Raw genomic sequence first — 14015 nt, 5'->3', positions numbered from 1 at the left:
TTGAAGAGCCAATAGCTAGCTCTCTTGGACAGCTCTTTGTCTATTCCATTCTATTCGCCTAAGAGCTCCTGCATCTCGACGCACGCCATGACGAAAGCGCCAACGCCATGCAGATCATTCTCGCTCGTCGGACGAGTGACGTAATTCTCGTAATCGCCAGCCGACGTTCCAATGCAGATGTCCGGCAAAATAAATCGCCCCCGCTCGTCAACACGGCATACTCTCGCCAGCCCCTCAAAGCCCCGCTTCGCCGCATGCAAGCCATCTTCGCCTATAAGCCCGAGCTTGTATGCTTTAGCCAGCGTGTAGACGAACAAGCAGGTGCAGGACGTCTCCAGCCAATTGTCGGCCAAATGTCCCTTATCCACGACCTGATACCAAAGCCCGCTTTCCGGGTCCTGATATCGCATCAGCGCCTTGGCGAAGTCGGATAGCGTGGCGGCAATCAGCCCGCGACTTGCGTGCTCATCGGGCAATTCATCCATAAACTGCGCGATCGCAAGTCCGTACCAGCCAAGCGAACGGCCCCAGAACTCGGGCGAACAACCAGTCTCCATGTCCGCCCACGGCATCCGACGGCTCTCGTCCCACGCATGGTACAACAAGCCCGTCCGCTCATCATACATATGCCGGTGCATGAGCCGTTCTTGATGCAGCGCCATGTCGCGCAATCCATTATCCCCGTATGCCCGTGCGTATTTCAAAGCGAAGACGCCTCCCATGTAGAGACCGTCCAACCACATATTGTACGGGTACTTATCCTTATGCCAGAAGCCGCCCTCCGAGGTGCGGTTAAGCGTATGGAATAACGAGCGCAGCTTATCGGCCGCGGCGCGATACTTGCTCCCGCCGTTCCGCTCATCAAGGCGGAACAGCAGTAAGCCTGCTTGAATCGCATCAAGCTCATCGCGCGCAAAGTAGAAGCTGCCGTGATCGTCGACCAATTGATCGACGTAACGCTTGATATACGCGTCGTATCGCTCGTCGCGATCCGCCTCCCACAGCATTTCCATGCCGCATAGGAATACGCCCTGGTGATAATGCCAGCGGCCTGCCGGAGGAAGCTCTTCCGGCAAGTACGCGCTCATTAACGAATCGCAGGCCGCTCTTGCCCATTCAATTGGTGTTGCAGTCGTCTGGTGTAACATGAATAAGCTCTCCTCTCTATCCTTTGATCGAACCGATCAATGCGCCCTTGGCAAAATGCTTCTGCAGGAACGGATACACGGCCAGGATYGGCAGCGTAGCCACGACGATAACGGCCATCTTCACCGCTTGGTCCGGCGGCGGCACCGAGGAGTCTAGCTCCGAGCTATAGTCAAGACCGCTCGCCAGCACAACGATCTGCCGCAGCAGCACTTGAATCGGCCATTTGGCGCTGTCATCGAGATAGAGGATGGCGCTCAAGTACGTATTCCAATAGGTAACGGCATAGAACAGCGAGATCGTTGCGATGGCCGGCATCGACAAAGGCAGCACAATACGGAACAGGATCCCGAAGTCGTTGCAGCCGTCTATTTTCGCCGATTCCTCAAGCCCTTCGGGAATGTTCTGAAAGAAATTTTTCAGAATAATGAGGTTGAATGCGCTGATCGCCGATGGAATAATCAAGGCTAAGTAGCTGTCGATCATGCCAAGCTCCTTCACAACGAGAAACGTCGGAATCAAGCCGCCGCTGAACAGCATCGTGAAGACGACGAGGAACATGACGGCACGGCGGCCGTCCAGATCACGGCGCGACAGTCCGTAAGCCATTAACGCAGTCGTAAGCATGCTGAATACCGTTCCGACTGCCGTCACCCCTATCGAGACGCCCATCGCTCGGAAGATCGTATCGGTCGAAAATATAAACTTATATGCGTCCCAGCTCCATATCGTCGGGATGAGGATAAACTTCTTCATCGCCATCTCCGCGCTCGTCGTGAAGGAGCCCGCCACCACATGAAGGAACGGCAGCACGGTAACTAGCGCGATGATAGCCAGCAGCGTGAAGTTGACCGCCTGGAAGAGGCGTCCGCTTAACGTTTTGTCTTCTACCACTTGAGATTGCCCCCTTCCATTAGTAAACGCCCTCTTCGCCCATCTTCTTGGACAGCTTGTTGGCAAGCATGACCAGGACAAGCCCGATGAACGATTTGAAGAAGCCGATTGCCGTGGCATAGCTGAACTTGCCCTGTTTCAGCGCGGCCGTATATACGTAGGTATCGATAATTTCCGCGACCTCGCGGTTCATCGAGTTGAGCAGCAGGTACACATGCTCGAAGCCAAGCTCCAACACGTCGCCAATCTTCAGAATGAGCAGGATGACGATGACGCTGCGGATCGCCGGCAGCGTAATATGCCACACCTGTCTCAGGCGCCCTGCGCCATCCATTCTCGCAGCTTCGTAGAGCTGCGGATCAACCGAGGCGATCGCCGCCAAATATATGATCGTTCCCCAGCCCGCCTCGCGCCAGATGACCTGAATGATATAGGTCGGCCGGAACCATTCGGGGCTGAGCAGGAAATCGATTTTTTCGAAGCCGAAGAAAGCTAGCAATTCATTCACGATGCCGCCGTCCGACGTGAGCATGACAAAGCTGATCGAGACGATGATGACCCATGACATGAAATGCGGCAAATAAACAAGCGTTTGGAACGTTTTTTTGAAGAAGGATATCCTCACCTCATTCAACATCAAGGCGAGCACGATCGGAATCGGGAAGAAGAACAATAGATTCATGCCGAACAATAACAGCGTATTGGTCAAAATATTAAGGAAATCCGGCTCGGTGAACAGCCGCTCGAAGTGCTTCAGCCCCACCCAATCGCTGCCTCCGACACCCTTGAACGGCTTGTAGTCCTGAAAGGCAATTGCAATTCCGAACATCGGAATGTATTTGAAAATAATAAAGTAAAACACGCCAGGCAATAGCATCACGTAGAGCCATTTGTTTTTCCATAGACGCTTCTTCAATTCGCTGCTGCTCTTCTGCGGTATTCTGCTCGGCTTAACCGCCTGGACAACCGTTTCCTGCATGCCATTCCTTCCTTTCCACGGGGAGTGAGAGGCCGCCTCCTGCGAAGGCAGCCCCTCCCTGCTTGAACAGTTGCGAAGCAACCGTTATTTCTGATAGGCTGCGTTAAACTCCTCGATAATTTGATCGCCGCCGCGTTTCTTCCAGTCCTCGACCGCTTTGTCGAAGCCCGCTTTGTCGATCGAGCCGTAGATGTATTTGTACGTTGCGTCCTTAATCAGCTCTTGCAGTTCTGTGCCCTTCTCCGTATACGTTGCGGAGTCAAGCGCCGCGGCTGGATCCTTGATCGCGATCTTCTCGTTCTCGATCGTCAACTGCTCGGCTTTGATACGCGCCTCTAGATCATGGAAGCCCTCGTAACTGCCGTTCGTCTCCGGCTCGCCGATCAGGCTGTCTTTGAACCCTTTCACTTCGCGCTCCGTCAGCTCTTGATCGTCGCTAGCCTTGGCTTTGCCTTCAACGACGGTGTAATGCACGCCTTCCTTGCCCCAGAACATCATATTAGATACTTCCGGCGTCAGCATTTTGTCGAAGAAAGCGAGTATTTTCTTAAGCTCGGCCTCATCCTTGATCGCCGATTTCGGGAACAGCACGACGTTGTTGTAGCCGGGAATCGACCAGCTCGCAAGCGTTCCGTCAGGAGCGGCAACCATGCTGTGCGTATCGACAACAGCCGTCGGCACGTTCTTGACCAAATCCTTCACGAGCGTATTAACGTCGCTCATCGCACCGATGTATGCGCCGGCCTTGCCGCTCGTGAACAGGTTGACCTGATCGGTCTTGCTCGTCGCCGCGAAGTCGACGTTCATCGCTTTCGCATCGCGAACCCGTTTGATGAAGTCCATCGTCTCTACGTACTTCGGCGACATGAACTCCGGCTGCAGCTTGCCGTCAACGTCTGCCCAGTTGTTCGGCATGCCGAACCAGGAAGCGACCGTCTTGAATGCGCCGTAAACGAGATCATTACGGTCCGCGAGACCAATCGTGTCCTGCTGGTTGTTGCCGTCCGGATCGCCCGTCGTGAATTTTTCCAGCATCGCGAACAGCTCTTCCGTGTTAGCCGGCGGGGCGATTCCGAGCTTATCTGCCCAGTCCTTGCGGTAGATCAATCCTTGTCGTGCCAGCGGGCGGCCGATGTAAAGCGAGTACAGCTTGCCGTCCACCTTCGTATTGTTCAGAATCTCTTCCTTCAGCTTGCTTAGATTCGGGAACTCGCTTAAGTAAGGTCCGATTTCCCAGAACTGACCGTCGCGGATTGCACMTTTCATTTGAATAAATGTAGCTTGGTTCTTCAGGTACGTAACCTGCGGCAGCGAACCTGTAGCGAAGGAAGTGTTCAGCTTCTCCTCGTACGTATCTGCCGGGAAAAATTGATAAGTCAGCTTCGTGTTCGTCAGCTTCTCGATCTCATTCTTAATGGTGTCGGGCGGAGTCTCTGCGGTGTTAAGAGGAAGCATGATCGTAATCTCTGTCGGCGCCTCCGGCTCTTCCGGCTTCGCGGTCTCTTCTACCTTCGTTCCGCCGCTGTCTGCGGTAGGGTCCGGCTGTTCCTCGTTCGCGCCTTTATTGTTGTTGCCCGAGCAAGCCGCGAGCAGCATGGTGAATACGAGCACGACGCTTAACAGAATCGAATACGATTTTTTGTTCATCCTTCTTTGACCTCCAATTATCGTTATGGTTTGGTTGGTACGCTTCCAATCTAGCACCCGCCGCAGAAGTGCCGAAACAATCATTTGTTCATATTAGGGGATTCCTTGCGCGCATCTGAGGAAATGATTATTACGGATTATTACGGTAAGAGATGATAGCTGGCTGGCATTAACGGTACAAAAAAGCCCGCCGCGTCAATTAAGACGCAGCAGGCTTTGCTTTAGTGCTATTGTTATTCCATAAAATAAGCATCCATATATTCTTTGGCAATCTCATTGCCGCCTTCGCGACGCCAACGATTCACTTCATCGTCGAAGCCGCTTTCGCTCAGATGCCCCAAAATATAATTGTAAGTCGCATCGGACACGATTTTGTACAGCTCCATGCTCTTCTCGTCGTACGTCTTCGATTCCAGTCCGATTGTAGGGTCTTTCACGAGAAATTTCTCGTTATCTGCGCTAAGACGCTCCGCCAGCTCCCACATCGTCTCCTTCTCCGCCGCATCCAGCACGTTTGGATTGCTAAGATCTGCAATCATTAGCGTATAAAGCGCTCCGACATCCGTAGCGCGCAGCTGCGACGTTTCCTCCGGCAGTACGACCGACTGCCCGCTCAGCGTATAATGCTTGTTCAAGATGCCGTACCGCAACAGATTTGCGACATCCTTATCCATCGAACGGTCGAAGAAGGCGAGAATGTCCAGCAGCTCCTCCTCGGTCCGAATCGCTTTCTTGGAGAACAAATATAACCCATTGTAGTTCGGTATTGACCATACCCGGTAGCCAGCTGGGCCTTGTATCCGGTTCACAAGCGCAAACCTTGCCTCGGGATTGATCTGCTTCGCTTCGTCCGATAGCCGCTGCACGTCCGTCATACTGCCAATGTAGACGCCCGCGGCGCCTCGGATCAGCTTATCGCGCTGCACCTCCTTGCTCGTTACGGCAAAGTCGGCGTTAATCAGCTTTTCCTCATACAGCCGCTTCATGAAGTTCATCGTATCCTTGTACGGCTTCGTCTCGAATTCCGGAATGAGCTCGTTGCCCGAAGCCGATAGCCCCCAGTTGTTCGGCGTCCCAAAGTAGGAGCTGAGCGTCTTGAACGCGCCGAATACGAGGTCGTTGCGATCGGCTAGCCCCACCGTATCCTGCTTGCCGTTGCCATCCGGATCGTTCACTGTAAACTGCTTGATCACTTCATACAGCTCGTCAAGCGTTGAAGGCTTGTTCATTCCCAGCCGATCGAGCCAATCCTCGCGTATGATGACGCCCTGCCTGGAGGACGGCCTCTCCGTATAAAGACCGTATATGTTGCCGTCGACCGCAGCCTGCGCTAATATATCGGCATCGAGATGCCGCAAATTCGGAAACTGTTCTAAGTAAGGTCCGATCTCCCAGAAGGAGTCGGAACGAATCGCGTTTTTGATAAAAATATAATCGGTGTGCTTCACGAAGGTCGCCTTCTTCAAGGAGTTCGTCGTAAGCGACGTATTCATCTTATCGGTATAAATACCGTCCGGCACCCAATTGATATCGAGCGTCGTATTCGTCAGCGCTTCGATCTGGGCGATTATTTCGTCGCTGGGCGGATGCGGAAAGTGGAGCGGCGCCATAATCGAAATCGGCGTCCGATCATCCTTGCCTGCGGCTGGGTCGGCGTTCGGTTTGCCGCTGCAGGAAGCGCATACAATTGCAATCATTAGAAAAAATGCCGTCCGTTTCAATAGATTGCCTTGCCTGTTCGGCTTCTCTTCTATCATCGTAATCCCCCTAACAATATCGAGCGCAGTATGTGCCAATAGCTGTTTCCTGCTTGCCCCGGCAGGCTTTGCACGTCATAATCTAAGCAAATGATTATCCAGCAATGAGATGATTATTGTCCAGTCCGCCGATGATCACTAAAATAATGACTATATCTATATTCAGATAGGGTGATGGGTACCGTGCGATCTTTAACTTTTCTAAGCAAGATGACGATGTTCGGGGTTCTGCTCAGCACGCTTCCCGTTATATTTATCGGCGCGTTCTCCTACTTCACTTCTTCCAAGGAAATACAGAAAAATGTAAACGAAGGAAAAATGCAACTGATTATGCAAATTAACTCAAATGTAGAGCAGAAACTGACGACTGTCAACCACACGCTGAATCAAGTCATTAACTCCACCGTGCTCAAAAAAGCGATGAACCGCCCGCTAACCGCCGACGATTTCATGCTGTACGACGACCTTCGCAACGAAATTCGCCATATGCAATCGTTCGATACGAAACTGGAGGATGTCATCCTCATCAACGACCGCCACAACTGGATGGTGAAGAACTCCGGGCTGTACGCTTTTAAGTCCTATGCCCAATATGAAGAGCTGGCCAGCCTGATGCAGGTGCCGGAGAGCACCTCTTGGGTGCTTAATCCGTCCGAATGGTTCTACAGCGAAGAGAATGCAAACAATGCATCATGCAGCTACAGCATTAGTCTCGTCAAGAAGTTTCCGACGACGGGCCTTGAGAAATACGGGCTTGCGCTTGCCAATATTCCGACCTGCAGCCTGCAGGATCTGCTCGAGAGCGACGGAGACAACGCCTCCAGCATCATGATCGTTGACGATCAATACCGCATTCTTCTTCATCCCGACCAGCAGCTTATTGGCAAATCGATTGATGTAAGCGGTTTATCAATGGGGCAGCTGTCGCAAAGCGCCGGCCAATTCACCGCCGTTTTGGAGCAGAAGGACTATGCCATTACGTATTACCGCTCCGACTTGAACGGATGGACTTACTTATCCGTGACATCCATCGCCAGCATGACGAAGGAATCGAAAAAGATCGGCTTTTATACGCTTTATATTTGCTTATTTATGCTCCTGCTGTCCATGTTGCTGGCATGGATCGGCTCACGGCGCATGTACTCGCCGATTCAGCTGTTGCTGAATCAGATCGGCGAAAGACTCGGCGATATTCAGAAGCGGAAGTCGAACGAATTCCAGGCGATCGGCGAGCAGGTCCATCGCCTGTTCCAGTCGAAATCGCAGCTCGAGAAGGAAGTTAGCCAGCATATATCGCAGGTGCGCACCTTCTTCCTGATCAGGGCGCTGCAAGGAAGCGTCAAGCAAAGCGAGCTGAACGAGAAGCTGATCCAGTTCGGTTACGGCGTACAGCTTGAAGAATGGAAGTCGATGGCCGTCATTACGCTGCAGATCGATTTCTTCGAGAATAGCCGCTATTCGAAACAGGACTTAGAACTGCTGCTGTTCGCCGTCCACAACATCATTGAGGAACTTATTCCGTTTGGCCAGCGGCTCTCTCCCGTCATTATGGACCATACGGTCGTAACCGTGATCGGCAGCGTCGAAGACGACCGCACTGAGTTCCATAACTCGTTGTATGCGATCACGGAAAATTTGCAGCAGCAAATAACGAGCTACTTGAGCGTGCAAGCCAGCATCGGCATGAGCCTTCCGCTTAGCTCCTTCGCTTCGCTTCCGATCGCCTATCGCGAAGGATTGGAGGCGCTCAAGCATCGCATGAAGCTTGGAGAAGGCATCATCATCCAGTACGAGAACATTAACGCGGGCAACCCTTATTTGAAGTTAAACTATCCGTCGCATATCGAGAACGAGCTGATGGACACGATCAAGCTGGCGGAGAAGGACAAATCCAAGGAGCTGGTGAAGCTGTTCCTCCAAGCGGTATTCAGCGTGGAGTCCTCGCCGCAGGAATACCAGATTCCGCTCGCGCGGCTGCTGAACAATCTGCTTATTGTCATGCAGGAGTCAGGGGTTAGTTTGAAACAAATTCACCCGATGAAGGGCTCGCTGTTGGAGGAGTTGTTGGAGCTGCGGACAGCTGCGGAAATTGAGGATTGGTTCTGGACGAGAGCGGTTCTTCCGATGGTCAATATTTTCAAGGATCGCCAAGAGGCGCAATATCATAACATTTCGGAGAAAATCATTGATCTCGTCCAGCATCATTACGATTCCGATCTGACGCTGGAGGAATGCGCGTCGAGACTGCATTACAATGCCAACTACTTAAGCAGCGTTTTCCGCAAGGAAACCGGTTATTCCTTCAGCGAATACTTGTCGATGTACCGGTTCAATATGGCGAAGCGTTGGCTGGCTGACTCCGAGATGCCGATCAAGGACATCGCCGCCAAGCTGCGGTACAACAACTCGCAGAACTTCATACGCTCCTTCCGCAAGCAGGAAGGCATCACGCCGGGGCAGTACAGGGACAAGAAGCGAACCGGATAATGGTGCTGTTAACGGCCTGAATATGAGCTAACTGAAGCTCTCCCACTGCAGCCACCTAATTAGTGGCCCAAACTGCCGCTATTGGCCACGCATGCATAGAAAATGCACGGAAATAGCGAAAAAAACTTTCGCTATTTCCCCTAAACACCCAAACCCGACCTGAATAGCGCAATGTTTTTGCGCTATTCTCAATCACAGGCGCTCCCCACTCCGCTATGAACGCCGCATCTTAAGTCAATCCCACTAATTAGGACTGAGCGAGAGCCTTGCGAACATACAAAATATATTTCGACTGGTCAAGCGGGTTAACGCCGGTACGCGTTCGCTCAGCCTGCACGTCGGGCGGGGATTCCTGATAACCTGCGAAGAACGTCGACATAACGCCGCGTCCTTTCGTAAGCGACCCGAACCTCGCCGGGAAATCGAGCGACGTCGCCACGGGCAGTATACCTTCGATCTCCATCCGCTCGCCCCGCACCTCGGGCGTATCGAATTGTCCTCGCATTTGAACGAGCTCGTTCATGATCTTCCCGCCGGTCTCCTCCGGTACTGACAGCCGGAAACGAACCATCGGCTCCAGCAGCTTCACGCCGGTGCGCGCCAAGCCATCCATAATCCCCATTGGCGTAGCTACCGCGAAGTCAAGCGGATGCGTATGCCATACATGATGCTCGCCTTCCAGCAGCGTCACCTTAAGATCGGTCACTTCCCAGCCGAACAGCCCTTGCTGAAGGGCCTCAGGCACTCGCCTTGCGACCTCGTTCTGATAGCTCTCCAGCAGCCGCTCCGGCCGGGCGAGCGAGGCGTAGACAAGCCCGCTGCCTAGCTCGCCAGGATCGATGCGGAAGCGAAGGATCGCCCAGCACGGCTTCGGCATCGTATACGCGATGAAGCCTTCGCCTGTCTGCGCCGGCGTCTCCTTATAGATGACAGACGGCGCTCCGAAGTCCACGGCAAGGCCGAAGCGGCTACTGAGCACATGGGTCAGCACCTCAACCTGAATCGGCCCCATCACCTTCAGGTGCAGCTCCCGCTGCTCCTGCAGCCATTGCAGATCGAGCAGCGGATCTTCGTCCGCCAGCTCATGCAAGGCGGCGACGACGGCGGTATACTCCGCCTCGTTCCGCCACCGCACCTGCACCGTCAGCAGCGGAACAGCCATCCGCGTCTCGCCGGGCACATTAGCGGCGCTGCCGATAATATCGCCGATGCGCGCCTGATTCCACCCGCATACGGCGGCAATATCGCCTGCCGCCAGCATCCCGACGTCCTCTGACCGCTGTCCGTCGATCTTCCTTATTTGCGTTACTTTCTCGTCAATCTCCTGCGTCACGTTGCGAACCGAATCGCGATTGCGTACCGTTCCGCTGTACATGCGGACATAGGCGACACGCCCCATAGCCGGATCGCGCTCGATGCGGAAGACGACGCCGGATACCGGCCCGTCTGCAGCCCCATCAGCAGGAGGCGGAGGCAGCAGCTCAATCATCGCATCCATGAGCGGCTGGGTGCCGATTCCTTTGTTCGAGGCTCCGAACAGCACGGGAAACAGCTCACCGCGGCAAGCCCGCTCACCTATAGCAGCGCGCAGCTCTTCCCTCGGCAATTCGCCGCTCTCCATATACTGCAGCAGCAGCGCCTCATCATGCTCAGCTGCCGTCTCCACAAGCAATTGCTCGAATCGTTCGGCATCCGCACTTCCCGCCATTGACGCTTGCACCGCCATCAGATCCCTGCTGCCGGCGAAGCTATCCTCGGCTCCAATCGGAAGCTGCACAGGCGTTGCCATGCCCGACAGCAGCCGTCTGATCTGCATCACTGTTCGCCATGCGTCCGCGCCTACCCGATCCATTTTATTCACGTACAGCAGCGTCGGGATACCGCGATCCCGCAGCGCGTGCCAAATGACTTCCGTCTGTGCCTGCACGCCTTCCACCGCCGATACAATAAGTACCGCTCCATCCATTACCCGAAGCGAACGCTCTACTTCCGACAGAAAGTCGACATGGCCGGGCGTATCGATCACATTAACCGTCACATCACGCCAAGTGTAGCGCGTTGCAGCTGCACGTACCGAAATGCCCCTCGCTCGCTCCACTTCCATCCAATCCGTCTGCGACGTACCGTCGTCCACACTGCCCAAGGCACGTATCCGTCCGCTATGAAAAAGGATTTGCTCCGTCGTTGTCGTCTTTCCTGCATCCACGTGCGCGAAAATACCAATATTCCGAATTCGGCCGCGTTCCCCGCTATTATGCACCATGAACCATATCTMCTCGTCTGCCTGATCATACGCCTATCATAATATAAAAATAAAAAACAGCCTACCGGACATTTGCCCGATAAGCCGTTCATAAACGATTCGATTAAGCTGCAATATTCGCTTCGATCTCGATCGAGATCTTAACTTCGTCGCCGATCAGTACGCCGCCCGTTTCAAGCGCTGCATTGTACGTTAAGCCGTAGTCGCTGCGTTTCAAGCTGCCTGTTGCGCTAAAGCCTACTTTCTCATTGCCCCATGGATCTTTGCCTGCGCCTTCGAAGCTCGCTGCGAACGACTCCGAGCGTGTTACACCATGCAGGCTTACGTCGCCCGTGATGTTGTATTCGCCGTCATCTGTTTTCACAATGCTCGTTGCTTTGAATGTCAGAGCCGGGTACTTCTCAGTCTCGAAAAAGTCGCCGGAACGAAGGTGAGCGTCACGGTCGTTATTGCGCGTATCTATGCTCGTCAGGTCGATGCTGAAGTCGATCTCGGCCGAAGTCAGATCCTGAGGATCAGCAACGATGTTAGCCTCGAAGGTGTGGAAGGTGCCTTTTACTTTTGCAATCATCATATGCTTTACGGAAAAGTCCACCGCGCTGTGTGAAGCGTCTACTGTCCAATTTGATTTTGCCATTTTAAATTCCTCCATAACGTCATTTATAATTTACTTACATTTAACTATATACTAACTTAAATAATGTTTATGACTTCATAATAGTTGGTTCTCCTGAATTTGTCAAACGTATTTTTGGCGTTTTTTCAACTTTTTTCGGAATCGGATTGAAACCCACGGGCAGCATGCAAAAAAAGACCGTCGAAGCAGCCTGCATCATGCAGTTTGCTTCGACGGCCTAAGCCTTGTCTTTTTATACCGTTGTCTCCTTCGCAGACGCTCCGGTCGGCTTGACGATCGCATGGCGCTCCCATGCCCGGCTCCGCCAGCGGAAGAACATAATAACGGCACGAAGCCATTCATCCGACGCAATCGCCAGCCAAATGCCCGCCAGTCCCATGTCGAGCTGGAACACGAAGAAGTAGCCGAGCGGCAAGCTCATGCCCACCATCGTGAACATACCGATCCATAGCGGGAACTTCGCGTCCCCCGCGGCACGAAGCGAGTTGACGAGTATAATGTTGATCGTCCGCCCCGTCTCCAGCACGATGCTGAGCAGCAGAACGTTCGCCCCTAGCCGGATAATATCCTCGTCGTTCGTGAACATGCTCATAAGCGGCTCGCGGAACAGCATCACAAGCACAACCGTAATGAGGGTGAACAGGCTCGCATAACGAACGCTGCTGAATACGCGCTTATAGGCATCGTCCTGCCTGCCCGCTCCAACGAGCCGGCCTACGATGATCGAGGTTCCCATGCCGATCGCAAAAGCGAACAAATACGTGAACATCGAAATGTTCGACGCGTACTGCCTTGCCGCCAGCGACGACGCTCCGAGGAACGTTGCGTAATAGAGAAAAATAATTTGGCAGGTCTGGTACATGACCTGCTCGAAAGCCGATGGAATGCCGATCTTCATAATGTTGCCGATATACGTCTTCGACAGCGAGAAGTAATACCGAATCTGCACCCGGACTTCCATAATACGATAGAGCAGCCAGAAGAAAATAAGAAGGGCAAGAAACCGGCTGACAACCGAAGAGATCGCCGCACCCTGCACACCCATCTCCGGAAAGCCAAGCTTGCCGAATATGAGCGCGTAGTTGCCAATGATATGAATCACATTCATGCCCAGTGAAACATACATCGCTTCCTTCGTATAACCGTGTACTCGAATGATAGCCGAAACCGAGTTAATGATTGCCTGTAAGAAGATCATGCCCCCGACAATCGATAAATAGCCGCTTGCGTAATCCAGAATCTCGCCTTGCAAATTAAGCCGCTCCAGGAGAGCGTGATTGAACAGCAAGAACAATCCGCTTATGATCAACCCGACAATCAGGTTTAGCGTGACCGCTAACGCCGATATTTTGGCCGCCTCAATAAACTTCTTCGAACCGATATACTGCGCAACGACAATCGATGCCCCGTTCCCGATGACTTCCAATATAAGAATCGCAATATGCAAATACTGATTCGATGCTCCGACGCCAGATACCGCATTGTCGGATATCGCGCTCAGCATGAACGTATCGGCTATGCCCATCAGCATAAATAGGAAAATCTCCAAAAATATCGGCCATGTGAGCATAAATAAATTCAGCTCGCTGGACCTCGCCTTTCCTTGTCCATTCTTCGTCTCTGCGTTAGTCAAGATGTCACCTTCTTCCGAATACGTTGCTCAAAGCGAAACGGCTAACGCCATCCTTTGGTGGCGATGCGCGTTACAATCCGTTTCGCGGTGAAACAAAAGCAATCCGTATCGTAGCACACCTGCGCCCTTTATGCACTAATCAATATGTAATTTACCGTAAATCAAAATATGGCTCTGTTGATAAACATGCCAAAAAGGCTGCTTCTCCGTGCGATGACGTCCGGGAAACAGCCCACTTATTTTATTAAAATGATTGCCATCATTAGTCCGTTTCTGATTCATCCGCTTCTTCAGCGGCCTCTGCTTCTTCCTCTGCAGCAACTTCTTCCTCAGCAGCAGCTTCTTCAACTGCTTCTTCCGACGCTTCCTCGGATGCTTCTTCCTCAGACGCTTCTTCCGCTGCAGCTTCTTCCTCTACGGCTTCCTCGTCGGCAGCAGCAGCCTCTTCAGCTACAGCCTCCTCCGATACCACCTCAGCGGCTTCTTCCGCAACTACCAATTCAATCTCTTGTTCTTGGCTCATTCCATTCACCTCCTGCTTCTTATTACCTTAATTGTAGCGCTTTCATAGA

At 52.9% G+C, this 14015-nt stretch carries 10 protein-coding genes; 1 reads left to right on the top strand and 9 read right to left on the bottom strand.

Annotation, left to right across the window (positions count from 1 at the left end; translation table 11 throughout):
• Positions 1–50: 50 nt before the first annotated feature.
• The 5 genes from AB4Z33_RS07905 to AB4Z33_RS07885 all read right to left on the bottom strand — a co-directional run bounded on the left by AB4Z33_RS07905 (position 51) and on the right by AB4Z33_RS07885 (position 6462).
• On the bottom strand, positions 51–1148 hold the full coding sequence (locus AB4Z33_RS07905; RefSeq protein WP_442049401.1) for a glycoside hydrolase family 88/105 protein: 1098 nt from the start codon (positions 1146–1148) through the stop codon (positions 51–53).
• Positions 1149–1164: 16 nt separating this feature from the next.
• The gene (locus AB4Z33_RS07900) at positions 1165–2040 is read right to left on the bottom strand and encodes a carbohydrate ABC transporter permease (RefSeq protein WP_442049400.1); all 876 of its coding nucleotides are present in this window, start codon (positions 2038–2040) and stop codon (positions 1165–1167) included.
• 19 nt (positions 2041–2059) lie between these two features.
• Positions 2060–3019, bottom strand: a complete 960-nt coding sequence (locus AB4Z33_RS07895) for an ABC transporter permease (protein WP_442049399.1) — start codon at positions 3017–3019, stop codon at positions 2060–2062.
• Positions 3020–3103: 84 nt separating this feature from the next.
• Positions 3104–4666: an extracellular solute-binding protein gene (locus AB4Z33_RS07890; RefSeq protein ID WP_442049398.1), complete on the bottom strand. Its 1563-nt coding sequence runs from the start codon at positions 4664–4666 to the stop codon at positions 3104–3106.
• Between the two features lie 233 nt (positions 4667–4899).
• Positions 4900–6462 carry an extracellular solute-binding protein gene (locus AB4Z33_RS07885; RefSeq protein WP_442049397.1) on the bottom strand — a complete coding sequence of 521 codons (1563 nt, stop codon included), beginning with the start codon at positions 6460–6462 and terminating at the stop codon, positions 4900–4902.
• Positions 6463–6633: 171 nt separating this feature from the next.
• Here AB4Z33_RS07885 and AB4Z33_RS07880 point away from each other — a divergent pair, with 171 nt between their 5' ends.
• Complete coding sequence (locus AB4Z33_RS07880) at positions 6634–8910, top strand: AraC family transcriptional regulator (protein WP_442049396.1); 2277 nt, start codon at positions 6634–6636, stop codon at positions 8908–8910.
• A 247-nt stretch (positions 8911–9157) separates the two neighbouring features.
• On the opposite strand, the gene AB4Z33_RS07875 is transcribed toward AB4Z33_RS07880, so the two are convergent.
• The 4 genes from AB4Z33_RS07875 to AB4Z33_RS07860 form a co-directional block, all read right to left on the bottom strand.
• On the bottom strand, positions 9158–11173 hold the full coding sequence (locus tag AB4Z33_RS07875) for a GTP-binding protein (protein ID WP_442049395.1): 2016 nt from the start codon (positions 11171–11173) through the stop codon (positions 9158–9160).
• A 103-nt stretch (positions 11174–11276) separates the two neighbouring features.
• Positions 11277–11810, bottom strand: coding sequence for a YceI family protein (locus AB4Z33_RS07870; RefSeq protein WP_442049394.1), 534 nt, complete (start codon positions 11808–11810; stop codon positions 11277–11279).
• 232 nt (positions 11811–12042) lie between these two features.
• Positions 12043–13443, bottom strand: a complete 1401-nt coding sequence (locus AB4Z33_RS07865) for an MATE family efflux transporter (protein ID WP_442049393.1) — start codon at positions 13441–13443, stop codon at positions 12043–12045.
• Positions 13444–13705: 262 nt separating this feature from the next.
• On the bottom strand, positions 13706–13966 hold the full coding sequence (locus AB4Z33_RS07860; RefSeq protein WP_442049392.1) for a hypothetical protein: 261 nt from the start codon (positions 13964–13966) through the stop codon (positions 13706–13708).
• Between the last annotated feature and the right edge of the window lie 49 nt (positions 13967–14015).

It is taken from the genome of Paenibacillus sp. 2TAB19, from assembly GCF_052115185.1.
Classification (GTDB): Bacteria; Bacillota; Bacilli; order Paenibacillales; family Paenibacillaceae; genus Pristimantibacillus.
This window is presented reverse-complemented; position numbering and strand designations above follow the sequence as displayed.